Raw genomic sequence first — 24,627 nt, forward strand, 5'->3', positions numbered from 1 at the left:
ACGGCAATGCCGGGGGTCAGGCCCTCGACCCGGCCGCGATCCGGCGGCCGGCGACGGTGCGCGCGACGGCGAGCCCCAGCAGGGCGCCGCCCGCGCTCGCCGCGAAGTCGATCGCTTGCGCGGTGCGGCCCGGAACCCAGATCTGCCCGACCTCGAGGATGCCCGCGAGGAGGGTGAGTGCGAGGCCGAGCCGCCAGGCCGGCAGGCGGGGGAAGCCGAGGCCGAGGAGGCCGGCCGTGCCCGCATAGGCGACGAGGTGCTCCAGCTGACCGACCGTGCCGGTGCGCAACTCCCAGTCCTTCGGGATCCAGGACAGCCAGACCAGCACCGGTAGGCAGGCGAGGCCCGCCATCCCGGCGATGCGCCTCGGCTCCGGCAGCGCGGTCCGTCCCATGCCCATCTCCTCCGCTGGGATCCGCCCTGCCGGATCCGCCCTGCCCGATCGGTCCGGGCGCTCCGCCGATCGTCTGCCATGCAGCCTCGGCCGGGCAAGCGCGCCATCCGGTGCGGCACCGCCCCCGCCCTTCGCGATCGGGGTTAAGCCGATGGGTGGAGCGGAACGATCCTGCTCTTGACACGATACCCGGTGACGAACCGGAGGCGCCCGATGACCGACATTGCCGAGACCTCCCTCCCGGCCGCCGGCGATCCGCCAGAGATCGTCCGGGAGGAGGAGGCGTTCCACATCCCGGACGACCTCGCGCAGGCGCTGACCGAGTTCGCCGCGGTGGAGCAGCTCTCCCGCGGCGAAGCGATCTGCCTCGTCCTGCGGGAGTACCTGCGGGTGAAGGGCTATCTGAAGGGCGCGCCTGTCGTCTGACGCACGTCGCCTGCCCCTTGGCCTGGGGCCGGTCAGGCCGCGCCGCGCAGCTGGATCTCCAGGCGGCCGACATCCTCGGTCAGCCGCTCGACATGGCGCCGGGCCTCGCCGTCCTCGGGCGAGGCCCGCAGCGCCTCGGACGCCGCCGCCAGCGACTCGCGCTTGGCCTGCAGCGCATAGGCGATCTGGGCCCGGGCCATCTCGGGTGTCCTGTCGGCCATGTCTCTCCTCCTCTCTTGACGAGCGCTCTTGCCCGGCGACGCCTTGCCGGGCGGCGCGTCGGGCCGTCTCGGGCCAACGCGCGGAACGCGGCCCGGATGCAACTGCGGCAGACGATGCCAGCGTGCGACGCGAAGCGCAGGCCCCCGCGGGAGGAGCCTGCGCCATGGTCACGGTGCCGGCGGGACTTGCGTCAGCAGTCGTTGGCCTGCTGCGCGGCGGTCTTGTCGCCCTTCGACTGCCGGCTGACGTCGGCCGGCGAGGTCGCAGTCTGCGAGCCGAGATTTTGCATCGCCCCGACGGTGCCAGGCGATTCGGCCTTCGCGCCGGGCGTGACCGAGGCGGTGGAGGGCGGATCGACGTTCGAGCTCTTATCCATCTTCTGCGCGGTCTGACCGGGCGCGCAGGGACCGGCAGCTGCGCCGAGCGTCCCAGCGAGCAGGAAGAGTCCGGCACCGAGCGCGGTAAAGCGTGTCATCGAATTTCCTCCGAAGGTTGTTCTTCCCGCTCAACAACCACCGCACTTCCCCGGTTCCTCGCTCCATCCCTCGCCATTGGGCTGCGGCACGACGCCCCGATCTTCGCGAACGCGCTGATCCGAAACCCGGATTCGAAAGCGTGCCGGGGTGACAGCGCTGCCACTCGTTTCGACCGCGGTCGAATTCGAAAATTCCGCTTGCGTTTTGTGCGACGCACGCTAGTTTGTGCATCGCACGGTCGCGATGGCGTCGCGGCCTTGCTGCCCTCTTTGGGCGTTTCCTCCCTAGACTTCGGGCCGCTCGCAAGAGCGGCCTTTTTTCTTGGCTGCGAGGCCGGGAGAGGCTGGCATCCCCCGGGCCGACACGCCGGCGCCATAGGGCACCAACGCGACGAGGGGCCGCGTGGCGCAGCCCCTCGACGGTGAGAGAGCGGGATGTCCGGACCGGCGGTCGCCGGCGCCTCAGCTCGGCAACACCTCGGCCGGGCGTGACAGGGCATAGAGGCTCGCCCCCGCATCGGCCCCGACCACCCGCACCAGGGCGGCCTCGTCGCAGGTACCCGCGATGCGCAGCCCGAGCCGGTGCAGGTGATCCTTGTCGGTGCAATAGGCCGCCAGCCGCGCCCGTCCGGTCTCCGGCATGCGCGAGACCAGGGCATCGACATCGTCCTCGCTGGCCCGGTGCAGGACGGCGAGCAGCTCGAGCGGGATCGGGTAGCGCGCGAACGCCGTGGGCAGCGGGCGGGTCTGATGCTGGGCCATGGATCACCTCGGTGCGGTCAGCTTTGCCCGATTCTCGACCGCTTATGGTTAGCGATCGGTTAAGGGCGCCGCGCGAACTCCTCCGACCCGTTGCCGAAGAGGAATGCGGCACGTGCCGTGGTGGCGTGAAGCCCGCCGCGTCAGTCGGACCGGCGGGCGCGGCACCAGGTCGCAACGATCAGGACGGCGGTTCAGCACCCGTTACGGCGTCGCGCCTCAATGCGACGAGGTCGCGCGGCGCGTGTCGTTACGCATAACGTATGGTGCAACCTTTCGTGCGAAAACTTGTATTGCCAATCCCGCACGACATTGCGGACCGGACTGACAGGTGATGAACGAAGAGACCAGCACGGACACGGTTTCCGCCGAAGCCGTGCGCCGCAGCCTCGACGGCTGCCTGCGCGCGCCCGCGTTCCGGCGGTCGCAGAAGCTGGCCGCCTTCCTGAGCTACATCGTCGAGGAGGAACTGGCGGGACGGGGCGAGGCCATCAAGGCCTACAGCATCGCCACCCAGGCCCTCGGCCGGGCCGACAGCTTCGACGCGAGCAACGATCCGAGCGTGCGGGTCGAGGCCGGGCGCCTGCGCCGCGTCCTCGACGAGGTCTATGCCGAGGAGGGCCGGCGCTGGCCGGTCCGGATCCTGGTGCCGGTCGGCGCCTACCGCCCGAGCTTCGAGCCGCAGGCCGAGGAGGACCCCCGGCCCCCTGAGACGCTGCGTCCCGCCTCCGCTCCCGCCCCGGTTCCCGTGTCGGCCGCGACGGTCACGCCTTCGCTGGGGAGCATGGGCGCCAAGGCCCTGGCGCTGTTCGAGACCCGCGGCCAGGCCGTGCTGGCCCTGCTGCTCGCCGTCATCGCGCTCCTGCTCGCCGTCGAGATCGCATTGCAGATCTACGTCCTCGCCCATGACTGAACATGATCGCGCGTCGGCTCACGCGGCACGTGATGGAACCGGATCGCGACCTGCGCTGTTCAGCCCCGTCCATCACGTGACGTACGGGAGACCACCATGCGCAAGATGATCGCCGGAACCGTTCTGGCCGTGGGCCTGGCCGGGTTCGCCGGGGCCGCCGAAGCCAAGGGCTGCATCAAGGGAGCGGTCGTCGGCGGCATCGCCGGCCACGCGGTCGGCCACACCTTCGCGGGTGCGGCTGCGGGCTGCGCCGTCGGCCGCCACCAGGCCAACAAGCGCCAGCGCGACCGCGACACCGCGGTCCAGCCGGCCGCGCGCTGAGAGCCGCGTCCGTCGCTGCACCGCAGCATCGCCCGGCACAGTCACCGGCCTGGTTCCGCAGGTCAAGCTTGACCGTAACGAGGCGCGAATGCTCGGTGCTCCCTACGGCGAAGCTTATGTGAAGCGACGCTGAGCTCTGCGAGCGTCGCCGTTTTATCGCCACATCTCACCGGCTTCTTGCGTCTCACAGGCGTGGAAACTGGGGCGAACCATCACATGCAGCGTCGAGCGGACGGACCGGCACTACGGGGCGGCCTGCGGATGGCGGGGGCTCACGGAGACGTCCTCTCGCTCGGCACCCGTGCCGCGCATGGCGGCGTGCCCGTCATGGCGCGGACGCTGCTCGCGGCGGGGTGCTTCGCGGCGGGCCTCTCCGCCCTTCTGCACCAGTACGGCGCCGACCTGATGGCGGCCCGCCCGGCCGTCACCATGATGGCCGACCTCCTGGTGATGCCGACGCCCAAAATTCAGACCGCCAGGGTCCAGCCGTCCCCCGCCCGCGACACCGCCACGATGGCGCCCTTGCGCGAGCCGGTGCACGACCTCGACACCGCCCTCGGCTCGGCGGGCGTCGACCGGGTCTCCTATGACGACCTCCTGGCGGCCAGCACCGGGGGCGACCCCAACGAGGTGCTGAGCTTCGGGCCGATGCGGATCCGCCGCCACCTCGTCCAGACCATCGTGCGGGCCGCCGCGACCGTGCGCACCGACCCGGTGCTGCTGATGGCGGTGGCCGACAAGGAGTCGAGCTTCCTGACCGAGGTCCAGGCCCGGACCTCCTCGGCCACCGGCCTCTACCAGTTCATCGAGCGCACCTGGCTGCAGGTGATGCGGGAATTCGGTGCCCAGCACGGCTATGCCCGCGAGGCGGGGCTGATCGGCGAGGACAACGCCGTCACGGACGCCGCGGAGCGCGCCCGCATCCTCGACCTGCGCCGCGATCCCTCCCTGGCCGCCCTGATGGCAGGCGAGATGCTGAAGCGCGATGCGGCCCGCATCGCTGCCCGGATCGGCCGCGACCTCACCCTCGGCGAGACCTACCTTGCCCACTTCCTCGGGCCGGACGACGCCGAACGCTTCATGGCCAAGGTGGTCGAGGAGCCGAAGGCCGAGGCGGCCGCCCTGCTGCCGAAACCCGCCAAGGCCAACCGCCCGATCTTCTACGAGCGCGTCGGCCGCCGGAAGGCCCGCAGCCTCACGGTGGCGCAGGTCCACGACAAGTTCGAGGCGATGATGAGCACCCGCGGCGCCCGCTATCGCGACGTCGGCGCCCTGATGGGCGTGATGGCCTACGCCGCCGATACCCCCTGAGAGCGTGAGAAAAAGCCTTGCCGGTTCGTCTCCTGCTGGGGAAACCTCGCCGCGCGTCGGGGCTTATCCTCCTGAGCGAGACGAATGGTTCAGGAGGTGACGATGGGCGCGGCGGGCGCCGGGTGCCGGATGGGCGGCACGCAATTGACACCTACCCTCTCCCTCGACGCCCTCGGGGCGGGACTCGCCGCGGCCTATGACGGCCTGGTGGCCGAGGCGGTGCCGGAGCGCCTGAGCGCCCTGTTGCGCCAGCTGGAATGGCGCGAGACGAGGGCGGGCCTGGGGAACGGCCATGCCGGGCAGGCGGGCCATGGCGGGCAGGCCTCCGCCGGACCTTCGACGGGGATCCCTTCCGGAATCCCTGCAGGCCGGCTCGCCCTGCTGGTCGGCGACGTGCCGGGGGCGGGCGAAGCCGCGGCGCTGCTGGCGCGGGCGGGCCTCGAGACGATCCGCTGCCTCGATCCGGAGGCGGGCCTCGAGGCCTTGCGCCGGCATGGCGGCGAAATCGCCCTGGTGCTGATCGGCCTGCCGACCGAGCGCGACGGCGCGCTCGACGGGGCGGGGCTCGCCCGGGCGGTCGCGACGCTCTGGCCGACCATCCATCTCGTCGTGGCGCAGCCGCCCCGGCCCGAGGCCCGCGTGCCCGAGGCGCGGCTGCCGCCGCAGGCGGTGCCGCTCGACCGGGCGCCCGACCTGCTGGCCCTCGCCGAGCAGGCGGCCCGCACGCCGCGCCCGCCCGTGGGCTGAGCAGATGCTGCGAACGTGGTGGCCGGTTTTGCTGCAAGCATCTGCAACATCATCATAAAACGAGCGGACGAGGCATTGGCCTGCCGACGCAGATCTGCCGAGGGCTGGCCGACGCTCCCGCCGCCCGGCTTGCCGTTCCGCGGGTTTGCCGGTGGGTTTGATCGGGACGATCTTCGTGCCTTAATGTCCGTGGGACGGTCGCGCAGGCGAGCGCCGCGCGGCCTCCGGAGGTCGGAGGCCGCAGGAACCGGCCGGTCAGATCGGGGGATCTGGAGATGAAGACGAACGAGCGCGACAGCTACCGGGCGGAATACGCCGCGACGGCGGGACAGCAGGCGGCCTTCTTCCGCGAGCAGGCGGAGCGCCACCGCCAGCAGGCCGAGCAGGCGCGGGTCTTCGCCGAGCTGAGCCCCGGCGAGGAGAGCCTGGAGCAGAGCCGGCGGGCCGATCGGCTCGAGACCTTGGGGCGCCATGACGACACGATAGCGGAAGCCTTCGAGGCCCGGGCCCGGCGCAGCTGACGTGGATGCGTGGCCGGCGAGCATGCTTCCGGCGAGCGGGCGCATCCGGCCGCTGAGATCCTGGTCGCGGATTGGTCGGAGCGGCGAAACTTCGTTCAGTTCCTGCCGATTCTTCGCGCAACCCACGGCGGTGCCGGGGCCTTACCCTGTGTTGTACCGATGGCATCGTTCCATCGGCAGCATCGGGAGCCAGAACCGCCATGAGGATCCGGACCGGGTACGCGATCACCTTCGACTCCCCGGCCCCGACGCCGATGCTGCTGATGCTCAGCGTGCATCCCTCCCGGCTCGGCGACTGCCTCACCCCGCCGGCGATGCGCTTCGACCCGCCGGTCCCGGCGCGCGACTACGCCGACCGCTACGGCAATACCTGCACCCGCATCCTCGCCCCGCCGGGACGGCTGACCATCTCGGCCGACTTCCTGGTCGAGGATAGCGGCCGGCCGGACGAGGTCGCCCCGGACGCGATGCAGCACCCGGTGCAGGACCTGCCCGACGACGTGATGGTCTACCTCCTCGGCAGCCGCTACTGCGACACCGACAAGCTGTCGAACACCGCCTGGCAGCTCTTCGGGAGCACGCCGGAAGGCTGGGCCCGGGTCCAGGCCATCGTCGACTACGTCCACAACCACATCCGCTTCGACTACCAGCGCGCCGACGCCACCCGCAGCGCCCTCGACGGCTTCAACCAGCGCGAAGGCGTCTGCCGCGACTTCGCGCATCTGGCCGTCGCCTTCTGCCGCTGCATGAACATCCCGGCGCGCTACTGCACCGGCTATCTCGGCGATATCGGCGTGCCGGCGGTGCCCGACCCGATGGACTTCTCCGCCTGGTTCGAGGTCTATCTCGGCGGGCGCTGGTACACGTTCGATGCGCGCCACAACCGGCCGCGCATCGGCCGCATCCTGATGGCCCGAGGGCGCGACGCCACCGACGTAGCGATCTCGACCATCTTCGGCCCCTCGCTGCTCGCCGGATTCCAAGTCCATACCGACGAGGTGACCTGACCTGCCCGGCCGTCCGTGGCACCCCATCGCTCGGATGCCGCCGAGCCGGTCAACCGATCGTGAACCGTTCCACCGAAGTCGGTACTCCACCTACGCCGTTAGCGTCGCTTTAACCGGGAACCACTGAGCCGGGACAGCATTGTACAGCAAAGGTAACTGCTGAGGTAAGGCTCCGGCCATGAAGATCTTCGCTACCGCCCTGGCGGGCGCTCTGAGCGTGTGCGTGCTTGCCTCCGCGCCGGCCAAGGCTGCGCCCTACGATCCCTTCGACGCCAATCCCGGCGAGGATTACTACGCCGGCCAGCCTTACGGCGCGCCGAGCACGCGCAGCCAGGGCTATTACGGCCAGGGCCAGTACGGTCAGGGTCAGGCCGCCGGCAGCACCGATCAGGCGCAGGTCGCCCCGATCCCACGGGAGCTGGTGCCGTTCAACGGCGCCTACGCGCCGGGCACGATCGTGGTCTCGACCGCCGAGCGCCGGCTCTACCTCGTCCTGGGCGACGGCATGGCCCTGCGCTACGGCGTCGGCGTCGGCCGTCCGGGCTTCACCTGGTCGGGCACGAAGACGATCACCGCCAAGCGGGAATGGCCGTCCTGGACGCCCCCGCGGGAGATGCTGGCCCGCCGCCCCGACCTGCCGCGCTACATGGCCGGCGGCATCGACAACCCGCTCGGCGCCCGCGCCATGTATATCGGCGGCACCCTCTACCGCATCCACGGCTCGAACGAGCCCGACACGATCGGCCAGGCCGTGTCCTCCGGCTGCATCCGCATGACCAACGACGACGTCACCGACCTGTATTCGCGGGTCAAGGTCGGCGCCAAGGTGGTGGTGCTGAACTAAGCGCCCGCCGGGCTCACCTCTCGATCCGGACAGGGCCGCCCTCGGGCGGCCCTTTTTTCGTTCGACGGGAACCGCCACGCGGCGGCTTGCTGCCTGCCTTACGGCACCACGCGGCCCGGGGCCGGCGGCTGCGGCGCGCTGAAGCTCGCGATCGGCACGTCGCAGAAGCAGCGGGCGCCGAGCGGCCGCGGACCGGGCAGCGGGCAGGAATATGGCTGCGGGCCGGTGAAGCCGCGCTGCACCGCATCGCAATTGTAGCCGACCGCGCGCCGCGGCGGCGGGCGCTCGTAGCGGTCGTAGCCGTAGCCGGGCGCCGTGTCCTCCCGGTAATATTGCGCGTGCGCCGAGCCGGTCAGGACCGCGATCAAAAGGACGGCCGACGACAGGCCGGCGCGAACGAACCCTCGCATCATTGCGTTCCTCTCTGGCGGGGAGTTACCGTGCGGGACGCCGCGAGCGGGGCCCCCCGGTGCCGCATCGGTAGCCGAACCGCCGCGGCCCGGCAAATCGCGGCCGGCCCGCCGCGAGATCGAGCCTTACGGATCGAAGCCAGGGAGATCCGCCGTGACCACCTCGGCCCAGTGGCAGCGCACCCTCGACGCGGTCCTCGAACTCGCGGAGGACATCGCCCGCATCTCGCCCGACTGCGCCGACCGGGCGATGCAGATCGTCCGGCTGATCCGCACCTGCGATCCGCCGCCTCACCGGTCTGGCGCTGGCGACTTCGATACCGATGACGAGTTGGAGGAGATCGAGGTCGGCATCGGCCCGCTGCACCGCAACAAGGCGCCGGATGCCGTGTGAGCGCCAGGTCTCCCCAGGCCCCGGTGCGTGGCTCGGGAATACCCGGATCGAGGGTGAATGAGGCGCGAGCGTCTCCTCCGCCGCGGGTGGGGAGAAGCGAAGGCCCGCGCGTCTTTGTTTCGTGGACGGCCCTGCGGGACGGCCGCTGGCCGGTGCCACGCCGACGCGAAAAAGGCCGCGCCCCTCGCGGAGCGCGGCCATCGCCGTGCCGGGTCGGCCGGGAGGCGCGTCTTAGGACGCGGCGTCCTTGGCGGCTTTGGCGGCGTGGTCGGTGGCGCTGCGGGCGGCGTCGGTGCCCTTCTGCATCGTCTGGCGCGCCTGCTCGGCACCCTGCTGCATGGCGTTGCGCGCCTGCTCGGCGCCCTGCTGCATCGCCTGCTTGGCGTTCTCGGCGCTCTGCTGCATCGCGGTCTGGGCGAGGCCGCCGAACTCGCGGGCCTGCGTCTGCATGGAGGCGAACTGGCTGCGCACGAACTCGGCCTGGTGCTGCATCGCCTCCTGCACGTCCTTCGAGCGGACGAGCTTCTGGGCGAGGTCGAACGCGGCGTTCACGTTCTGCTCGGCGAAGGAGAAACCGCGGCTCGACACGTCCTGGGCATTGTTGCGGGCCATTTCGGCCGAGCCCTGGAGCGTGTCGGCGGTCTTGCGCGCCGCACCGAGGAAGGAATCGAACGCCTTGCGGGCCTGCTCGACGCTCTTCTCCGCAAAGTCCCGCATCTCGGTCGGGATCTCGTAATTCGGGGTCTGGGTCATGTTCGTCTCCTCAATGTTTGACGCGGCCCTTGGCGCGGCACGCTGTGAGCCCGGCACGTATTGTGCACCGCACAATAGCATGTCTCGGGCGAAATGCCACCTTTTCCGGTGGTCGTTAAGGTTGACGGCGAGATAACGCGGCGACTGCGCATTTCGTGCCGGTGCGAGAATGGGTCAGTTGGTTTAAAGCAGGCTGGGTCGGTCTGGTTCTCGCATCGGACCGGTCGGGGAATCGATCGTCCGGCGGGTGCGGCGGTGGCGTGGGGAGAGGCAGTGGGTCGGGACGTGCTCTTCGAGACGACGATCGAGGCCCTGCGGGCCGTTCCGGCCTTCGCCCAGCGAATTGCCGGCGTCGATCGGGCGTTCCTGCTCCTCGACCGCACCGCCACGCAGCTGCTCCACGCCTCGCCGGCCGCTGCGCCCTTGCGCGAGACGATCGCCGGTCCGGATGGGCGGATCGACCCGTCCTTGAGCCTTCCGGCGCAGCTGCGCGGCTCCCTGAGCCTGCCCGTCGGGACGGTGCAGCCGCGGCTCGAGCGCCTGCGCCTCGCCGGGCGCCTCGCCCCGCCCCTGCTCTGCGCCTGCCTGCCCGCCCCCCTGCCGGAGGGCGAGTCCGGCCTCGCCGTCGCGATCATCGACCCGCTGCCCGCGCGCCGCGCGCGCCGGGGTCAGGCCCCGACGGGTCCGGCCGCCGAGCCGAGCCAGGCCCCTGTATCCCTTCCCGAACCCGCGCCCGAACCGGTGCCGGCTCCGCCGGAGCCGGCACCCCATCCCACGCCCGGCCTGCGCTTCCTGTGGCGCAGCGACGCCCGCGGCTGCCTCGTCGAGGTGACGGGGCGGCTGCCCGAGACGGTCGGCGCCTCCCCGGTCGGCCGGAGCTGGGACGACCTCCTCGCCGGCCCCGTCGAGGCCGAGCCGGTCCTGTCGGAGGCTCTGGCGCAGCGGCACACCTTCCGGGCCGTGCCGGTGCGCTGGCGCATCGCCGGCACCCGGAATGCCGTCACGGTCGATCTCTCGGGGGCGCCCCGCCTCGGCGCCGGCCGCACCTTCGCGGGCTTCAGCGGCTTCGGGGTCGTCCATCCGGACCGGATCGTCCCGGCGGCCGACCGGCCGGAGGCGGCCGAGCCGAAGCCGCTCCGCCCGAGCCTGCGCGAGCGCGCCGCGGCGGTGATCGCCATCGGGCGCCTTCCCGCCGGGGAGCCCGTCGCACCGCCTCGGGCCGAGCCGGAGGCCGCGCCCCGCCCCGACCCGGCCTCCGCACCGGATCCGGATGCGCCCGACCTCGCCTCGCTCGCCGGGGCCACCATGGCGGAGTTCGCCGGCCTGATGGCGGCGCCCTTCGCGCATCTCGGGATGAGCTGGGGCTTCGGCACCCGGCCCTCCTCTCCGCCCGCGACGCCACCCGACGCGACGGTGCCGCAGGCGCCTCCGGCCGAGCCGACGCCGCTCGAAGCATCCTCCCACACGGACGCTCCGCCGCCGGCTCCGCCCGCCGCCTCCCCGCCCGAGGCGCCGGCCGCTTCCGACGAGGAGCCCCCGGCGCAGAAGCCCCTGGCAGAGGAGCCCCCGGCAGAGGAGCCCCCGGCAGAGGAGCAGCCCCGCACCGCCGCCCTGTCCCTCAACGAGCACGCGGCGTTCCGGGAGATCGCCCGGGCGCTCGGCGCGCGCTTCGCCGGCGATCCGGAGAATCCTCAGCCCGCACCGCCCTCCTCCCCGGCCCAGCACGGGGCGCCGACCCGGGGCGCCGTGACGCCGTTCCGGGGGGCGCAGGCCCTGGCGCGGTGGCCCGAGCGCGGCGACGAGGCGATGCTGGCCCGCCTCGTCGAGCGGCTGCCGGTCGGGCTCCTGGTCCATCGCGGCGACGAGGTGCTGCTTGCCAACCGCCACCTCCTGACCCTGTCGGGCTACGACAGCCCCGAGGCCCTGGCGGCGGCCGGCGGCCCGGGTGTGATCTTCCGCGGCCGCGACCCCTCCGCCCTCACCGGCCCCGGCGAGGACGCGCCGATCGCGCTCGCGACCCGGACCGGCGGCAGCGTGCCGGTCGGCGTCAGCGCCGGGGTGATCGAATGGGACGGTGCGCCCGCGAGCCTGCTGACGATCCGGCGCCTGCCCGATGCCGATCCGGCCCAGTCGCTGGCGGCGGCCGAGGTCCACCTCGCCCATCGCGACGCCAACCTGCGCGAGACCACGGCGATCCTCGACGCGGTCACCGACGGGGTGGTGGTGCTCGACGAGGAGGGCCGCATCGTCGGAATGAACCGGGGGGCGCGAGACCTGCTCGGCACCGATCCCCGCGAGGTCGCGGGTGAGCCCCTGGTCGGCCTGTTCTCCCCCGAGAGCCGCCCCGCGGCCCAGGCCGCCCTGCTGCGGGCGAGCGCCGGGGCCACCGCGACGACCGGCGACGAGGTGATGGCGCGCGGGCCGGACGGCCCGCTCCCCCTCGTCCTCACGGTGGCGCCGGTGGCGAGCGGGCCGCCGCGCCGCGTCGCCGCGGTCCTGCGCGACGTCTCGGCCTTCCGGCGCACCGAGGCCGAGCTGGTGCGCGCGCGGCGCGAGGCCGAGCGGGCCAGCGCCCAGAAATCCGACTTTTTGGCCACGATCAGCCACGAGGTCCGCACGCCGCTCAACGCCATCATCGGCTTCGCCGAGGTGATGCTGGAGGAGCAGTTCGGCCCCGTCGGCAGCGACCGCTACCGCGACTACCTGCGCGACATCCGATCCTCGGGCGAGCACGTGGTCAGCCTGGTCAACGACCTGCTCGACCTGGCCAAGATCGAGGCCGGCCATCTCGACCTCGCCTTCGCGGGCGTCGGCCTCAACGACCTCGTGGCGGCGTCGGTCGCCCTGATGCAGCCCCAGGCCGCCCGGCAGCGGGTGGTGATGCGCACGAGCTTCGCCCCCGGCCTGCCGGCGGTGCTGGCCGACCAGCGCTCGTTGCGCCAGGCCGCCCTCAACGTGATCTCGAACGCGATCAAGTTCACCGATGCGGGCGGGCAGGTGATCGTCTCGACGGCGACGACCGACCGCGGCGGCGTGGCGCTCAGGGTGCGCGACACCGGCATCGGCATGAGCCCGGAGGAGATCGAGACGGCGCTCCAGCCGTTCCGCCAGATCGCCACAGCCCAGCGCCGCGGCGGCGGCACGGGCCTGGGCCTGCCCCTGACCAAGGCCCTGGTCGAGGCCAACCGCGCCGCCCTGCGGATCACCAGCCGCCCGGGCGAGGGCACGCTGGTCGAGGTGCTGTTTCCGGCCGCCCGGGTGCTCGAATCCTGAGCTATCGCCCGGGCGGTCCCGGGCGTAGGCTCCGCCCGTTCGAGCCCCGTCAGGACACGGCCATGTCGCCCCGCCCCGCCGCCATCGCCGCCCTCTTCTGCCTGCTCGCCGGCCCCGCCGCTGCGGCGGAGGGACTGCCGCTGACCGTGCTGACCGAGCGCACCGGCCCCATGGCCGCCGCCGGCACGGCCCTGGCGAACGGGCTCGCCGATTACCTCACCATGCTCGGCCGGCGCGACGGCGGCGTCGGCGGCGCCCCCCTGGCGGTCGAGGAATGCGAGACCGGGGGCGAGCCGGCACGGGCGCTCGCCTGCTACGAGGCGGCGGTCGAGCGCGGCAGCATCGCGCTCGTGCCCGGCAGCGCCGACGCGGCCCTGGCGCTGCTGCCGCGCCTCGCCGCCGACCGGATGCCGCTCGTCGCCGCCGGCTACGGCCCGGCCGCGATGGCGCGGGGCGACGTGCTGCCCTGGGCCTTCGCGCCGCCGGCCACGGTCTGGGATTCCGTGAGCGCGGCGCTCGCGCATCTCGCGCAAGGTGGCAGCGAGGACAGCCCGCAGGGCCGCAGCCTCGCCTATGTTCACCGCGACAGCCCGGCCGGGCGCGAGCCGGAGCCGGTGCTGCGGGCGCTGGCCTCCGAGGCCGGCCTCGCCTTCCGCGCCTATGCCCTGCCGGACGGCGCCGACGAGGACGCGTCCCCGTGGCGCGCCGTCCGGGCGGCGGATCCCGACACCGTGATCCTGGACGCCACCGCCGGACTCTCCGGCACCCCCCTGCGGGACGCGGCCGCCGCGGGATTGCCCCTCAACCGCATCGTCACGGTGGGCTGGACCGGCGAGGACGATCTGCTGCGGCCGGGTGCCGGCGCCCGGGACCTCACCGCCAAGGGCCTGCGCACCGTGACCTGGCACGCGCCGGGCGACAGCTTCCCGGCCTTCGACCAGATCGATCTCCTGGTGATCGATGCCGGGCTGTCGCGCACGCCCAAGGAAGAGAATGCCGGCCCGCTCTACAACCGCGGCGTCTATGCCGGGGTGATCCTGGCCGAGGGCATCCGCAACGCGCAGGCCCTCGCCGGAAAGAGGCAGATCGACGGGTCCGACATGCGCCGCGGGCTCGAGGCCATCAACCTCGATCCGGTGCGCTGGAAGGAGCTCGGCCTCGTCGGCTTCGCCCGCCGCCTGCGCCTCTCCTGCGCCGATCACAGCGGGCGGCGTCCGCTCACCGTGCAGGAATGGACCGGCGCCCGCTGGGTCCAGGTCGGCGACGAGATCGTGCCGCCGCGCGAGCGCTTGCGCCCCCATCTCGACGCCGCCGTGGCGGCCCTGGCCGAGCGCCTCGCCGCCGAGACCGGTGCCGCCGGCGCCAAGCCCCTGCAGACCTCTCCCCGCGAGGCCTGCCCGACCGGACCATAGCAAGTCTTCGCAAGATTGCTGCATTGCAGCACAGCGTTCCTCCTGTTCCGGTTGGTTTCCGCAAACCACTCCATACGTCTCTTCGCGTGCGGGATTCCGACAACCAGACCTTGCGTCAGGCGCCTATCCTTGGGACAGGCGACGCCGCCGGCAAGAAAATGCCGGAATGGTGCAGTGCGGGGCTGTACCCCGGCCCGGCATTCTCCTAGTCCGTGCACGGCGCTGCGCCTCGACGGCTCGCAGCCCGCCGCCATCGCTCACCCCCGGGAGGAGACAGAACCCGCGATGACAACCACCGCCCAGAGCCGGCCCGGGGCCGCGCGGCCGTCCGCCGCCGACGGCCTCGCCTCGACCAACCCGACCATCGCGGCCTACGACAACAAGGCCCGCATCAAGGCCATCATCGGCTCCTCGTCGGGCAACCTCGTCGAGTGGTACGACTTCTACGCCTATGCCTTCACGGCGATCTACTTCAAGGACGTGTTCTTCCCGGGCTCCGACCCGACGGTGCAGCTCATCAACACCGCGGCGGTGTTCGCCATCGGCTTCCTGATGCGGCCGATCGGCGGCTGGCTGTTCGGCCGCGTCGCCGACCGCTACGGCCGCAAGACCTCGATGCTGATCTCCGTGATGATGATGTGCGCCGGCTCGCTCGTCATCGCGATCCTGCCGACCTACGGCCAGATCGGCATCTTCGCACCGGTGCTGCTGCTGCTGGCCCGCATGGCGCAGGGCCTCTCGGTCGGCGGCGAGTACGGCACCTCGGCGACCTACATGAGCGAGGTGGCGCTCAAGGGCAAACGCGGCTTCTACGGCTCGTTCCAGTACGTCACCCTGATCGGCGGCCAGCTCCTGGCCTCGCTGGTGGTGGTGCTGGTGACGCTGACGCTCGACGACAAGGCGATGACCGCCTGGGGCTGGCGCATCCCGTTCTTCATCGGCGCCGCGGCCGCCGTGGTCGCCCTCTACCTGCGGCGCTCGCTGCACGAGACCTCGACCGCCGAGACCCGCACCTCGCGGGAGGCCGGCAGCATGGCGTCGATCTGGCGCAACCATCGCCGCGCCTTCCTCACCGTGCTCGGCTACACCGCCGGCGGCTCGCTGATCTTCTACACCTTCACCACGTACATGCAGAAGTACCTGGTGAACACAACCCACATGGACAAGAAGACCGCCAACCTGGTGATGACGGCGGTTTTGTTTACCTACATGGTGGTGCAGCCGCTCTTCGGCATGTTCGCCGACAAGTTCGGCCGCAAGACCGCGATGCTGCTGTTCGGGGCCTCGACCACGGTGCTGACGGTGCCGCTGCTGCACGCGATCGCGGGCGCCCAGAACCCGATTCTTGCCTACCTGCTGATCACCGCGGCTTTGCTCTGCGTCTCGTTCTACACCTCGATCAGCGGGCTGGTGAAAGCCGAGATGTTCCCGGCCGAGGTGCGGGCGCTCGGCGTCGGCCTGTCCTACGCCATCGCCAACGCGATCTTCGGCGGCTCGGCCGAGTTCGTGGCGCTGAGCTTCAAGGAGGCAGGCTACGAGACCACCTTCTATTGGTACGTCACGGCGATGTGCGCCGTGGCGCTGCTGGTCTCGCTGCAGATGCCGGACAGCCGCCGCTCCGGCTACCTCCAGGGCGACGGCACGGCGTGAGGCGAGACGAGGCCGGCGCATCCCGCGATGCGCCGGCCTTCTCGTTCAGGCGAACAGGCGCTCCTTCTCGAGCCCCTTGTACAGGTCGGCGACCTGCGCGCCGTAGCCGTTATAGATCAGCGTCGGCACCCGCTCGTCGGTGCCCAGCACCCGCTCGCTCGCCTGGCTCCAGCGGGGATGCGGCACCGCCGGGTTCACGTTGGCCCAGAAGCCGTATTCCGAGGCCTGCAGGCCCTCCCAGAAGGTCTTGGGCCGCTCGGCCGTGAAGGTGATGCGGTTGATCGACTTCACCGACTTGAAGCCGTATTTCCACGGCACGGCCAGCCGCAGGGGCGCGCCGAACTGGTTGAGCAGCGGCTTGCCGTAGACGCCTGTCGCCAGGAAGGCGAGCTCGTTGTTGGCCTCGGCCATCGTCAGGCCTTCGGTGTAGGGCCAGGGATAGAAGAAGGCGCGCTGGCCCGGCGCCATCGCCTTGTCCAGGAACGTCTGCATCTGGATGTACTTGGCATCCCCGGTCGGCTTGGCGAGCGCCACCAGGGCGCTGAGCGGGAAGCCGGTCCAGGGCACCGCCATCGACCACGCCTCGACGCAGCGGTGGCGATACAGCCGCTCCTCCAGCGCCATCTTGCGCACCAGATCCTCGAAGCCGATCTCGAACGGCTTCTCGACCAGCCCGTCGATCTTGATCGTCCAGGGCTGGACCTTGAGGGCGTTCGAGCCCGGCGTCACGGTCTTGTTGGTGCCGTACTCATAGAAATTGTTGTAGTCGGCGCTGTAGCGCTCCGGCGTCACCGGACGGTCGAGGGTGTAGGCCGGATTCTGCTTGGCCGGATACAGGTCGGCGGTCTTCACCGCGCCCGTCCCCTCCCCCGGCAGGGCGGCCAGAGCCGGCCCGCCGGCGAGGGAGGAAGCAGCCAGTCCGAGGCTGCCGCCGAGCAGCGCCCGGCGGTTGAGGAAGACCGATTCGGGCGTGGCGAGGCGCTCGGGCATCTCCCAGCCGCGCGTGATCTTGATGTGCATGGGCTCGTCCCTTGAAGGCCGCGTTCCGGATGGCAGGGTCTCGCAGGGGACATCGGGGCGATTGCCCGGCCGCGCAAGTCACGGTTCGGCGAGGCCGCCGTCTCATCGATCGACGAAGGCCGTCATCGGGACGTGATCGCATGTGGGCATCGGCAGGCTGAGCGGAGACAGAGGACCCGTCCGCGTGCGATAGGATCCCATGCCAGCCAAGAAGCCGAAGCAAACCGCCTTCACGGTCGCCGTCTCGGCCCCCGATATCGGATCCGACGCTCCGGCCTTGCGGGTCTACGTCGCCATGGCGACCGATCCGCTGGCCGCGGTCGCCGCCGTGCAGGCGGTCGCGCCGGAGGCGGCGGTGGAGCTGAGCGGCACCCTCTCCGATCGCCTCGCCGCGCGGCTGAAGCTGCGGCCGGGCGAGGTGCGGCCGATCTGAGATCGGGGCCGATCTGAGATCGTCTGAGACCGGGTGTCACGACCGACAGGAAGGCGGGACGGGATCCGGGTCACGCGGCCTCCATCCGGCCATGCGGCAGCCCGACATGCGTATTTGCGGGCTGCCATGTAGTCTCTGGCCACCTGCTCGACCGGCCACGAGGATTGATTCCGGCATGCGCGCACCGGGCCACCGCACGCTCACCAGCCTCGCCCTCGCGGCGCCGCTGCTCGGCGCGGCGCCGCTGCTCGGCGCGGCGCTGGTCCTCGGCGCCGCCGCGCAAGGCCTCCCACCCACGGAGCGCCGCTCCGGCTTCGACCAGATGGCGCCGGAGACCCGGGCGATGCAGGCCGATGACACCGCCAACCCGGGCATGCTCTGGGTCCAGGACGGGGCGGAGCTCTTTGCCCGGGCGCCCTCCCCCGGTGCCCCGGCCTGCGCCGGCTGCCACACCGAGGCGGCCTTGCGCGGCGTCGCCGCCCGCTACCCGGCCTGGGACGAGGCGACGGCGCGGCCCGTCGATCTCGAAGGGCGGATCAACCTCTGCCGGGCCCGCCATCAGGCCGCGACGCCGCTGCCGCGGGAGAGCCGCGACCTCCTGGCCCTCACCGCCTATCTGGGCCACCTCTCCCGCGGGCTGCCGCTGGCGCCGCCGGCCGATCCCCGCCTCGCGCCGGCCCGGGCCGCGGGGCGGGCCCTGTTCGAGACGCCGATGGGCCAGCTCGGCTTCTCCTGCGCTGCCTGCCACGATGTCCATTGGGGCGGCCGCCTCGGTGCGGCCACGATCCCCCAGGGCCACCCGAACGGCTATCCGCTCTACCGGCTCGAATGGCAGGATCTCGGCTCGCTGGAGCGGCGCCTGCGCAACTGCCTTGCCGGCATGCGGGCCGAGCCGTTCACCCCCGGCTCGGCGGAGGCGGTGGCGCTCACCCTCTACCTGATGCAGCGCGCCGCGCCCTTGCCCGTCGAAACCCCGGCCGTGCGTCCATGACGGTGGCGGCGTGAGGGCCTGCCGCGTATCCTGGCGGCTCCGGGAGGACCGACATGGCGCAAGACCACGACCATCATCATCACGACCATGACCACGACCACCCGCATGGCAGCGAGTTGTCGCCGATGGAGCTGCGGGTGCGCGCCCTCGAATCGATCCTGGTCGAGAAGGGCTACGTCGATCCGGCCGCTCTCGACGCGCTGATCGAGACCTACGAGACCAAGGTCGGGCCGCATAACGGCGCCCGGGTGGTGGCGCGGGCCTGGGTCGATCCCGCCTTCAAGGCGCGGCTCCTGGCGGACGGCAGCGCGGCGATGCGCGAGCTGGATGTCGGCGGGCGCGGCGGCGAGCACATGGTGGTGGTCGAGAACACGCCCGACGAGCACAACCTCGTCGTCTGCACGCTGTGCTCCTGCTACCCCTGGCCGGTGCTCGGCCTGCCGCCGGTCTGGTACAAGTCGCCGCCCTATCGCTCCCGTGCCGTCATCGACCCGCGCGGGGTGCTGGCCGAGTTCGGCACGGACCTGCCGGCCGGGACGCGGATCCGGGTCTGGGACTCGACCGCGGAGCTGCGCTACATGGTGCTGCCGATGCGGCCCCCCGGCACCGACCATCTCGACGAGGCGGCCTTGGCCGATCTCGTCACCCGCGACTCGATGATCGGCACCGGGCTTCCCTTGAGCCCCGACCAGGTGGTGCAGGCATGAACGGCGGACAGGATCTCGGCGGCATGCAGGGCTTCGGCCCGCTCGGCCTGGAGGCGGACGAGCCCTGGTTCCACGCCCCGTGGGAGCGGCGGGTCTTCGCCATGGCGATGGCGATGGGGCTGACCGGCACCTGGAACCTCGATGCCAGCCGCGCCGCCCGCGAATCGCTGCCGCCCGGCGAGTACCTGACTTCCAGCTATTACCGGATCTGGTTCCGGGCCCTGGAGAAACAGGTGCAGCAGCACGGGCTGGTCGAGGCCGGCGAACTCGCGGCCGGTGCCGCGCTGACGCCGCCTGCCCCCATCGCCCGGGTGCTCAAGGCCGAGGAGGTGGCGCCGCTCTTCGCCCGCGGCTTCCCGAGCGACCGCCCGGTGGCGACGCCCGCCCGTTTCGCGATCGGCGACGAGGTGCGGGCCAAGGTGATCCACCCGGCCGGCCATACCCGCCTGCCGCGCTACGTCCGCGGCCGCACCGGCACCGTCGAGCGGGTCCATGGCGGCTTCGTCTTCCCGGATTCCAACGCCGCCTTCGCGGGCGAGGCGCCGCAATGGCTCTACACATTGCGCTTCTCCGGGATCGAGCTGTGGGGCGAGGACGCGGATCCGGGGCTGGCCGTCTCGGTCAACGCCTTCGAGAGCTACCTCGAACCCGCCCGGAGCGCCGCATGAGCCGCCCGCACATGAGCCGCCCGCACGCGAGCCGCCCGCCCGAGCCACCGGTCTTCGCCGCGCCCTGGGAGGCGCAGACCTTCGCGCTGGTGGTCTCGCTCCACGATGCCGGCCTGTTCACCTGGTCGGACTGGGCGCAGGCCCTCGGCCGGGCCGGCGACCGCATTGCGGATTACGCGCTGTGGCTCGAGACCATCGAAAGTCTGCTCGCCGAGCGCGGACTGACCAGCGCGGCGGCCCTGGAGGCGCGCCGCGCCGCCTTCGCCCGCGCCGCGGCGGCCACGCCGCACGGGGAGCCGATCCTGCTGGCGAACGATCCGGGGGCGTGAAACGCGGAAGGGTCGCGCCTCACCCCTTTCCCGGACGACCGGCGCGACGCGGGAGATCCGGGACAGGGATATCGGGGGGTGGCGTCAGCTCCGCCCCGCCCGACGCATCGACACCGTCGCCAACGCCGCCAGATCCTTCTCCCCGTCGCCATGCGCGAGCGCATCGAGCAGGCTGTCGCGCAACACGCTGGCGAGCGGCATCGGCACCCGGGCGGCCTCGGCGGCGGCCAGCGCCAGGCGCACGTCCTTGGCGCCGAGGGACAGCCCGAAGCCCGGCGGCTCGTAGCGGCCGGCGGCGATCGAGGCGCCGTAGTTCTTGTAGACCGGGGCGGCGAAGATCGTGCTCGTGAGGAGGTCGAGGAGGTCGGCGGCGGCGACCCCGTGTGCCTCGCCCAAGGCCGCGGCCTCGCCCATCGCCTCGATCGCCGCGACGATCATCATGTTTCCGGCGAGCTTGACCGCGTTGGCCCGGGCCGGCGCCTCGCCGAAGCGCCAGGTCCTGGCGCCCATCGCATCGAGGAGCGGCTGCGCGCGGGCGATCGCGTCCTCCGGGCCGGCCGCCAGGATGTTGAGCTTTCCCAGCTCCGCCACGTCGGGCCGGCCGAAGACCGGAGCGGAGACGTAAGCCACGCCCGCCCGGCCGTGCACCGCCGCCAGCTCCTCGGCCAGCGCGACCGAGATGGTGCTGGCGCCGAGATGAACACCGGGCTTCTCGGCCTGGTCGAGCAGGCCGCCCTCGACGAGGACGGCGCGCAGGGCCGTGTCGTCGGCCAGCATCGTCACCGCGGCGTCGCCCCGGAACGCCTCGGCGGGGGTCGCCACCGGCACGGCACCATGGGCGCGCAGCTCCTCCGCGGCTTGCGGCGAGCGGTTCCACACCCGGACCCGGTGGCCGGCCTTGACCAGGTTGAGCGCCATCGGCCGGCCCATCCGGCCGAGCCCGAGAAACCCGACATCCATCGCGAGACCTCCCCGTCCTTCGATCGAGGAGGAGATATGGCGGGACGAGCCGGTGTCAGGCCCTCACGCGCCCGACGTCAGAGGCCAAGCAGGGCCGCCTTCTCGACGCCGAGCACCTCGGCGATCTCGTCGAGGGCCTTGTGCTCCAGCTCGCTGATGCCGCCCTGGTCGGCGACGTCGGCGGCGATGAGGAAGACGTCCTGGCGCTGCTCCAGCGGCCGGTCGGCGATGGCGCCGACGAGGCGCAGGTTCTCGAGCCGCCCGGCCCGGCTCTTCGCCCGGGCGATCGCCTCGTGCAGCTCCTGCTCGAGCTTCAGCACGCCGTAGGACTTGTGCAGGATCGGGTTGTTGCTGAGGTCGGCGAGCGCCGTCTCGATCTCCTCCTCGTCGATCTCCTGGTCGGCCAGGATCACGGTGGCGGCGGCCGAGCAGGAGGCGTGGAGGAAGGCGGTGTCGCCGGCATAGGACATGACGACCCGGCCGAACCGGGAGAAGGCATCCTGAAACAGCCCCATGACACGTCCTTAAGGTGAAAAATCCCTCGGGCCGGCAGCGGGCGGCCCCCTCGTCGCGGTCGCCCAACGATGCACGGGCACACGCGCCGGACAAGTGCAACGCCGCCGCGACCGGCGGACGAATTCGGGCAACGGCCGAGGTCTGCACAAGAAAACCCCCGGGCGTGCTCCATCCGACACGCCCGTCTCGACCGCGAACGCTGCGATGGGGAGGCCCCGGAATCACGGCACGACTGGCGCCGGGACGGCGAGAGGGCAGCAAGAGTCTGCCCCCGGCCCTCTCGACGGGATTGCCGCGCACCGGGCCGTCCCGCCGCGTAGAACCGCCTCCTCCATGGCGATCACGTGCTACATCGCGATCACGTGCTACATCGCGATCACTTGCTACATCGCGATCACTTGGCGGATCGCCTCGCCGCGATCGAGCCGGTCGAAGCCCTCGTTGATCTGGTCGAGGGTGAGGGTGCCGGTCATCAGCTTGTTCACCGGCAGGCGGCCCTGGCGATACAGCGCGATGTAGCGCGGGATGTCCCGGGCCGGGACGCAGGAGCCCATGTAGCTGCCGCGCACCACCCGCTCCTCGCCGACGAGACCGACCGGCGGCAGGGTGAAGCTGTGGTTCGGGTTGGCGAGGCCGGCGGTGGCCGTGGTGCCGCCGCGGCGGGTGATCCGGTAGGCGGTGTCGAAGGCCTTCACCGAGCCGGCCATCTCCAGGGCGTAGTCGACGCCGCCGTCGGTGGCGTCGCGGATCGCCGCGACGGCGTCGGGATCGGACGCGAGGAAGGTGTCGGTGGCGCCGAGCTCGCGGGCGACCCGGAGCTTGTCCTCGGAGAGATCGACCGCGACGACGCGGCCCGCTCCGCAGGCCACCGCGCCGATCAGCGCCGAAAGGCCGACGCCGCCGAGGCCCACCACCGCGACGCTCTGGCCCATCCGCACCTGGCAGGTATTCACCACCGCGCCGACGCCGGTCATCACCGCGCAGCCGAACAGGGCAGCCTCGACGAGCGGCACCTCGGAATCAATCTTCACGATCGAGCGCCGCGAGATCACCGCGTATTCGCCGAAAGCCGAGACGCCGCTGTGGTGACTCACCTCGGCGCCGTCGCAGCGGATGCGCTTCGCGCCGGACAGGAGCGTGCCGCGGGCGTTGGCGGCGTTGCCGGGCTCGCACAGGGCGCCGCGTCCCTCGCGGCAGGGCGCACAGCCGCCGCAGGTCGGCACGAAGGACATCACGACGTGGTCGCCGCGCTTGAGGTCGGTGACGCCGGGCCCGGGCTCCTCGACGATGCCGGAGGCCTCGTGCCCGAGCGCCACCGGCACCGGCCGGACCCGGTCGCCGTTGATGACCGAGAGGTCGGAATGGCAGAGGCCGGCACCGGCGATCTTGACCAGCACCTCGTCCGGCCCCGGCGGATCGAGTTCGATCGTCTCGATGCGGAGCGGCCGGCTCTCGGCATAGGGCCGCCCGACCGGGGCGTGGTGCAGGATGGCGGCGCGGACGCGTAGGGACACGATGGATCCTCCCGGCGGGGCGTCTCCCGGCCCCGGCGGGAGCAGGCTGGCAGCGGCACTGCTGCCGGTCAACCGGCCGCGGGCGCAGGATCAGGCCGCGTCACGCTCAGGCCGCATCCTCAGGCGGCGTCGTGCGCGCCGGCCTGCCAGAACGGGCGGCCGGCCTCGGCGAGCGCCTCCGCGCGGCTGAGGCCGACATCGGCCAGGGTCTCGTCGGTCATGAAGGGCAAGTCGCGCGCGAGGCCGCGGCGGGCGCTCCATCGCCGGAACCAGCCGCGCAGGATCGCCAGGCCGGCCAGGCGCGGTTCGTGCACGTGGCTCACGGTCACGACCCGCGGAGCGCCGGCGATGCGGTGCATCGGGAACGGGATGACGGTGGCGGCCACGGCAGGTCTCCTTCTGGATCGGGCCAGGCAGAGCTACCCGGAGCGGGGACCGCCGTATATTGAGTTCTTCACCCCGTTTCGTGCGCGAAACTCACAGGTCTCCGCCATGCGCAATCTGCCGCCGCTCTCGTCCCTGCGCGCCTTCGAGGCGGCGGCGCGCCTCGGCTCGGTGACGAAGGCGGCCAACGAGCTCGGGCGCACCCACGGGGCGGTGTCGCGCCAGGTGCGGGCGCTGCAGGATCAGGCCGGCACCGCCCTGTTCGAGAAGGCCGGCACGGGCCTGCGGCTCACCCCCGCCGGCGAGGCCTTCCGGGCCGTGGTGGCGGGGGTGCTCGACGATCTGGAGCGGGGCTACCTTCGCCTGCGCGATGCCGGGCGCGGCGCCAACGTCCACCTCGCCTGCGGGGCGACCTTCGCGATGCGCTGGCTGGTGCCGCGGCTGTCGGGCTTCTACCGCGAGCGGCCGACGGTGCAGGTGCGCCTCTCGATGACCTCGGCCCGGGAGACCCGCGACGACGGCGCAGACCTGGTGCTGACCTGGGACCGGCTCGCCCATCCGATCCGCGACGAGACCCGGGCGATCCGCCTCGGCGACGTGGCCTTCGGGGCGGTCTGCGCGCCCGATTACTTGGTCCGGGTCGAGAACCGGCGGATCGCCGCCGAGACCCGGATCGTCCACGAATACACGCCGCATTCCTGGCCGGCCTGGGAGGCGGCGACGGGGATGCGGGTCGCGGCCGAGCGGGACATCGCCTTCCCGCATAACGGCCTGTGCATCGAGGCCGCCCTGTCGGGCCTCGGCGTCGCGCTGGTGGAGCAGGTGCTGGTGCGCGACGACCTGGCGGCGGGCCGCCTCGTCGCCCCCTGCGGCCTGCACCGCTTCGCCGACGGCTTCGCCGCCGTGCCGGCGGCGGACCGTCCGCTCTCGCCGGCCGCGTCGGCCTTCGTCGACTGGCTGCGGCGGATGCTGGCCGCGGAGGCGTGAGCCGGCGATCCCGTCACGCCCCGCGGTCCCGGCGCATCGCCGGTGCCAGCAGGGTCCGACCCCATCACCGGCGGGTGCATCTCGGGCGGCTCGCGCCGAACTGCCCCAACGCAGAGGCGCCGCGAGACCGCTCGAATCGTACGCAGACCAAGTATCCACCCGCGTTGCGCGAAAGACACGGCAACGGATACACCTTCGCAACAGAGGCTAGATTGCCCAATTTTTGAGCAAACGCACAACAAAAGGTTTTGCCACGTTGCCGCCACACTGCCAGCTTGGCCGCAGT

29 protein-coding genes are annotated in these 24,627 nt (G+C 72.1%); 18 read left to right on the plus strand and 11 right to left on the minus strand.

Annotated elements, in window-relative coordinates; genetic code table 11:
- Positions 1-16 precede the first annotated feature (16 nt).
- Positions 17-394: a VanZ family protein gene (locus DA075_RS23720; RefSeq protein WP_099955316.1), complete on the minus strand. Its 378-nt coding sequence runs from the start codon at positions 392-394 to the stop codon at positions 17-19.
- A 213-nt stretch (positions 395-607) separates the two neighbouring features.
- Here DA075_RS23720 and DA075_RS23725 point away from each other — a divergent pair, with 213 nt between their 5' ends.
- Entirely contained in the window at positions 608-820 is a 213-nt protein-coding gene (locus DA075_RS23725) for a ribbon-helix-helix protein, CopG family (protein WP_099955317.1), read from the plus strand.
- A 32-nt stretch (positions 821-852) separates the two neighbouring features.
- Here the strand turns inward: DA075_RS23725 and DA075_RS23730 are convergent, their stop codons facing one another.
- The 3 genes from DA075_RS23730 to DA075_RS23745 form a co-directional block, all read right to left on the minus strand.
- On the minus strand, positions 853-1,041 hold the full coding sequence (locus tag DA075_RS23730; RefSeq protein WP_099955318.1) for a hypothetical protein: 189 nt from the start codon (positions 1,039-1,041) through the stop codon (positions 853-855).
- A 191-nt stretch (positions 1,042-1,232) separates the two neighbouring features.
- Positions 1,233-1,517 (minus strand): hypothetical protein, encoded by a 285-nt coding sequence (locus DA075_RS23735; RefSeq protein WP_099955319.1) that lies wholly within the window; start codon positions 1,515-1,517, stop codon positions 1,233-1,235.
- Between the two features lie 462 nt (positions 1,518-1,979).
- Positions 1,980-2,279, minus strand: coding sequence for a hypothetical protein (locus tag DA075_RS23745; protein WP_099955321.1), 300 nt, complete (start codon positions 2,277-2,279; stop codon positions 1,980-1,982).
- A gap of 331 nt (positions 2,280-2,610) precedes the next feature.
- Between DA075_RS23745 and DA075_RS23750 the strand changes: the two genes are divergently transcribed.
- The 7 genes from DA075_RS23750 to DA075_RS23780 all read left to right on the plus strand — a co-directional run bounded on the left by DA075_RS23750 (position 2,611) and on the right by DA075_RS23780 (position 7,940).
- The gene (locus DA075_RS23750) at positions 2,611-3,189 is read left to right on the plus strand and encodes a hypothetical protein (RefSeq protein ID WP_099955322.1); all 579 of its coding nucleotides are present in this window, start codon (positions 2,611-2,613) and stop codon (positions 3,187-3,189) included.
- 96 nt (positions 3,190-3,285) lie between these two features.
- Entirely contained in the window at positions 3,286-3,510 is a 225-nt protein-coding gene (locus DA075_RS23755) for a hypothetical protein (protein ID WP_099955323.1), read from the plus strand.
- A 261-nt stretch (positions 3,511-3,771) separates the two neighbouring features.
- The gene (locus DA075_RS23760; protein ID WP_244936307.1) at positions 3,772-4,821 is read left to right on the plus strand and encodes a transglycosylase SLT domain-containing protein; all 1,050 of its coding nucleotides are present in this window, start codon (positions 3,772-3,774) and stop codon (positions 4,819-4,821) included.
- Positions 4,822-4,905: 84 nt separating this feature from the next.
- Complete coding sequence (locus DA075_RS23765; protein WP_099955325.1) at positions 4,906-5,568, plus strand: NepR family anti-sigma factor; 663 nt, start codon at positions 4,906-4,908, stop codon at positions 5,566-5,568.
- Between the two features lie 275 nt (positions 5,569-5,843).
- On the plus strand, positions 5,844-6,089 hold the full coding sequence (locus DA075_RS23770) for a hypothetical protein (RefSeq protein WP_099955326.1): 246 nt from the start codon (positions 5,844-5,846) through the stop codon (positions 6,087-6,089).
- A gap of 200 nt (positions 6,090-6,289) precedes the next feature.
- A complete protein-coding gene (locus tag DA075_RS23775) occupies positions 6,290-7,096 on the plus strand; it encodes a transglutaminase-like domain-containing protein (protein WP_099955327.1) in 807 nt (268 codons plus the stop codon).
- A 178-nt stretch (positions 7,097-7,274) separates the two neighbouring features.
- The gene (locus DA075_RS23780; RefSeq protein WP_099955328.1) at positions 7,275-7,940 is read left to right on the plus strand and encodes a L,D-transpeptidase; all 666 of its coding nucleotides are present in this window, start codon (positions 7,275-7,277) and stop codon (positions 7,938-7,940) included.
- 98 nt (positions 7,941-8,038) lie between these two features.
- Here DA075_RS23780 and DA075_RS23785 read toward each other — a convergent pair whose 3' ends face one another.
- Complete coding sequence (locus DA075_RS23785) at positions 8,039-8,350, minus strand: hypothetical protein (protein ID WP_099956764.1); 312 nt, start codon at positions 8,348-8,350, stop codon at positions 8,039-8,041.
- 154 nt (positions 8,351-8,504) lie between these two features.
- Here DA075_RS23785 and DA075_RS23790 point away from each other — a divergent pair, with 154 nt between their 5' ends.
- Positions 8,505-8,744, plus strand: a complete 240-nt coding sequence (locus DA075_RS23790) for a hypothetical protein (RefSeq protein WP_099955329.1) — start codon at positions 8,505-8,507, stop codon at positions 8,742-8,744.
- 231 nt (positions 8,745-8,975) lie between these two features.
- Here DA075_RS23790 and DA075_RS23795 read toward each other — a convergent pair whose 3' ends face one another.
- Positions 8,976-9,497: a phasin gene (locus DA075_RS23795; protein ID WP_099955330.1), complete on the minus strand. Its 522-nt coding sequence runs from the start codon at positions 9,495-9,497 to the stop codon at positions 8,976-8,978.
- Positions 9,498-9,770: 273 nt separating this feature from the next.
- Between DA075_RS23795 and DA075_RS38205 the strand changes: the two genes are divergently transcribed.
- The 3 genes from DA075_RS38205 (at position 9,771) to DA075_RS23810 (ending at position 15,832) form a co-directional block, all read left to right on the plus strand.
- A complete protein-coding gene (locus DA075_RS38205; protein WP_276330916.1) occupies positions 9,771-12,770 on the plus strand; it encodes an ATP-binding protein in 3,000 nt (999 codons plus the stop codon).
- Positions 12,771-12,832: 62 nt separating this feature from the next.
- Positions 12,833-14,182, plus strand: a complete 1,350-nt coding sequence (locus DA075_RS23805) for an ABC transporter substrate-binding protein (protein ID WP_099955332.1) — start codon at positions 12,833-12,835, stop codon at positions 14,180-14,182.
- Positions 14,183-14,467: 285 nt separating this feature from the next.
- The gene (locus DA075_RS23810; protein ID WP_099955333.1) at positions 14,468-15,832 is read left to right on the plus strand and encodes an MFS family transporter; all 1,365 of its coding nucleotides are present in this window, start codon (positions 14,468-14,470) and stop codon (positions 15,830-15,832) included.
- Positions 15,833-15,877: 45 nt separating this feature from the next.
- On the opposite strand, the gene msrP is transcribed toward DA075_RS23810, so the two are convergent.
- Positions 15,878-16,852, minus strand: coding sequence for a protein-methionine-sulfoxide reductase catalytic subunit MsrP (gene msrP / locus DA075_RS23815; protein ID WP_099955334.1), 975 nt, complete (start codon positions 16,850-16,852; stop codon positions 15,878-15,880).
- Between the two features lie 199 nt (positions 16,853-17,051).
- On the opposite strand from msrP, the gene DA075_RS23820 reads away from it, so the two are divergent.
- The 5 genes from DA075_RS23820 to DA075_RS23840 all read left to right on the plus strand — a co-directional run bounded on the left by DA075_RS23820 (position 17,052) and on the right by DA075_RS23840 (position 19,980).
- Positions 17,052-17,285 (plus strand): hypothetical protein, encoded by a 234-nt coding sequence (locus DA075_RS23820; RefSeq protein WP_099955335.1) that lies wholly within the window; start codon positions 17,052-17,054, stop codon positions 17,283-17,285.
- A gap of 175 nt (positions 17,286-17,460) precedes the next feature.
- Entirely contained in the window at positions 17,461-18,276 is an 816-nt protein-coding gene (gene soxA, locus DA075_RS23825) for a sulfur oxidation c-type cytochrome SoxA (protein ID WP_099955336.1), read from the plus strand.
- Positions 18,277-18,329: 53 nt separating this feature from the next.
- Entirely contained in the window at positions 18,330-18,983 is a 654-nt protein-coding gene (gene nthA, locus DA075_RS23830; protein WP_099955337.1) for a nitrile hydratase subunit alpha, read from the plus strand.
- Positions 18,980-19,651, plus strand: coding sequence for a nitrile hydratase subunit beta (gene nthB, locus DA075_RS23835; protein ID WP_099955338.1), 672 nt, complete (start codon positions 18,980-18,982; stop codon positions 19,649-19,651). The genes nthA and nthB overlap by 4 nt, the downstream gene beginning before the upstream one ends.
- Positions 19,648-19,980, plus strand: coding sequence for a nitrile hydratase accessory protein (locus DA075_RS23840; protein ID WP_232387311.1), 333 nt, complete (start codon positions 19,648-19,650; stop codon positions 19,978-19,980). Before nthB ends, DA075_RS23840 begins: the two co-directional genes overlap by 4 nt.
- Positions 19,981-20,064: 84 nt before the next feature.
- Here DA075_RS23840 and DA075_RS23845 read toward each other — a convergent pair whose 3' ends face one another.
- From DA075_RS23845 to DA075_RS23860, 4 genes are all read right to left on the minus strand, one after another.
- Complete coding sequence (locus DA075_RS23845) at positions 20,065-20,940, minus strand: NAD(P)-dependent oxidoreductase (RefSeq protein ID WP_099955339.1); 876 nt, start codon at positions 20,938-20,940, stop codon at positions 20,065-20,067.
- A gap of 77 nt (positions 20,941-21,017) precedes the next feature.
- Positions 21,018-21,455, minus strand: a complete 438-nt coding sequence (locus DA075_RS23850; protein ID WP_099955340.1) for a tellurite resistance TerB family protein — start codon at positions 21,453-21,455, stop codon at positions 21,018-21,020.
- A 384-nt stretch (positions 21,456-21,839) separates the two neighbouring features.
- Positions 21,840-22,970 (minus strand): zinc-dependent alcohol dehydrogenase family protein, encoded by a 1,131-nt coding sequence (locus DA075_RS23855; RefSeq protein WP_164712470.1) that lies wholly within the window; start codon positions 22,968-22,970, stop codon positions 21,840-21,842.
- Between the two features lie 119 nt (positions 22,971-23,089).
- On the minus strand, positions 23,090-23,356 hold the full coding sequence (locus DA075_RS23860; RefSeq protein WP_232387308.1) for a DUF1127 domain-containing protein: 267 nt from the start codon (positions 23,354-23,356) through the stop codon (positions 23,090-23,092).
- Positions 23,357-23,462: 106 nt separating this feature from the next.
- On the opposite strand from DA075_RS23860, the gene DA075_RS23865 reads away from it, so the two are divergent.
- Entirely contained in the window at positions 23,463-24,341 is an 879-nt protein-coding gene (locus DA075_RS23865; RefSeq protein ID WP_174800117.1) for a LysR substrate-binding domain-containing protein, read from the plus strand.
- The last annotated feature ends 286 nt before the right edge of the window (positions 24,342-24,627 follow it).

The organism is Methylobacterium currus, from assembly GCF_003058325.1.
Lineage (GTDB): Bacteria > Pseudomonadota > Alphaproteobacteria > Rhizobiales > Beijerinckiaceae > Methylobacterium > Methylobacterium currus.

Bases quoted from the DNA above. Each gene is read 5' to 3' on its own strand.
- DA075_RS23720 (WP_099955316.1), bottom strand. From the start codon at position 394: ATGGGACGGACCGCGCTGCCGGAGCCGAGGCGCATCGCCGGGATGGCG.
- DA075_RS23725 (WP_099955317.1), top strand. From the start codon at position 608: ATGACCGACATTGCCGAGACCTCCCTCCCGGCCGCCGGCGATCCGCCA.
- DA075_RS23730 (WP_099955318.1), bottom strand. From the start codon at position 1,041: ATGGCCGACAGGACACCCGAGATGGCCCGGGCCCAGATCGCCTATGCG.
- DA075_RS23735 (WP_099955319.1), bottom strand. From the start codon at position 1,517: ATGACACGCTTTACCGCGCTCGGTGCCGGACTCTTCCTGCTCGCTGGG.
- DA075_RS23745 (WP_099955321.1), bottom strand. From the start codon at position 2,279: ATGGCCCAGCATCAGACCCGCCCGCTGCCCACGGCGTTCGCGCGCTAC.
- DA075_RS23750 (WP_099955322.1), top strand. From the start codon at position 2,611: ATGAACGAAGAGACCAGCACGGACACGGTTTCCGCCGAAGCCGTGCGC.
- DA075_RS23755 (WP_099955323.1), top strand. From the start codon at position 3,286: ATGCGCAAGATGATCGCCGGAACCGTTCTGGCCGTGGGCCTGGCCGGG.
- DA075_RS23760 (WP_244936307.1), top strand. From the start codon at position 3,772: ATGGCGGGGGCTCACGGAGACGTCCTCTCGCTCGGCACCCGTGCCGCG.
- DA075_RS23765 (WP_099955325.1), top strand. From the start codon at position 4,906: ATGGTTCAGGAGGTGACGATGGGCGCGGCGGGCGCCGGGTGCCGGATG.
- DA075_RS23770 (WP_099955326.1), top strand. From the start codon at position 5,844: ATGAAGACGAACGAGCGCGACAGCTACCGGGCGGAATACGCCGCGACG.
- DA075_RS23775 (WP_099955327.1), top strand. From the start codon at position 6,290: ATGAGGATCCGGACCGGGTACGCGATCACCTTCGACTCCCCGGCCCCG.
- DA075_RS23780 (WP_099955328.1), top strand. From the start codon at position 7,275: ATGAAGATCTTCGCTACCGCCCTGGCGGGCGCTCTGAGCGTGTGCGTG.
- DA075_RS23785 (WP_099956764.1), bottom strand. From the start codon at position 8,350: ATGCGAGGGTTCGTTCGCGCCGGCCTGTCGTCGGCCGTCCTTTTGATC.
- DA075_RS23795 (WP_099955330.1), bottom strand. From the start codon at position 9,497: ATGACCCAGACCCCGAATTACGAGATCCCGACCGAGATGCGGGACTTT.
- DA075_RS23805 (WP_099955332.1), top strand. From the start codon at position 12,833: ATGTCGCCCCGCCCCGCCGCCATCGCCGCCCTCTTCTGCCTGCTCGCC.
- DA075_RS23810 (WP_099955333.1), top strand. From the start codon at position 14,468: ATGACAACCACCGCCCAGAGCCGGCCCGGGGCCGCGCGGCCGTCCGCC.
- msrP (WP_099955334.1), bottom strand. From the start codon at position 16,852: ATGCACATCAAGATCACGCGCGGCTGGGAGATGCCCGAGCGCCTCGCC.
- DA075_RS23820 (WP_099955335.1), top strand. From the start codon at position 17,052: ATGCCAGCCAAGAAGCCGAAGCAAACCGCCTTCACGGTCGCCGTCTCG.
- soxA (WP_099955336.1), top strand. From the start codon at position 17,461: ATGCGCGCACCGGGCCACCGCACGCTCACCAGCCTCGCCCTCGCGGCG.
- nthA (WP_099955337.1), top strand. From the start codon at position 18,330: ATGGCGCAAGACCACGACCATCATCATCACGACCATGACCACGACCAC.
- nthB (WP_099955338.1), top strand. From the start codon at position 18,980: ATGAACGGCGGACAGGATCTCGGCGGCATGCAGGGCTTCGGCCCGCTC.
- DA075_RS23840 (WP_232387311.1), top strand. From the start codon at position 19,648: ATGAGCCGCCCGCACATGAGCCGCCCGCACGCGAGCCGCCCGCCCGAG.
- DA075_RS23845 (WP_099955339.1), bottom strand. From the start codon at position 20,940: ATGGATGTCGGGTTTCTCGGGCTCGGCCGGATGGGCCGGCCGATGGCG.
- DA075_RS23850 (WP_099955340.1), bottom strand. From the start codon at position 21,455: ATGGGGCTGTTTCAGGATGCCTTCTCCCGGTTCGGCCGGGTCGTCATG.
- DA075_RS23865 (WP_174800117.1), top strand. From the start codon at position 23,463: ATGCGCAATCTGCCGCCGCTCTCGTCCCTGCGCGCCTTCGAGGCGGCG.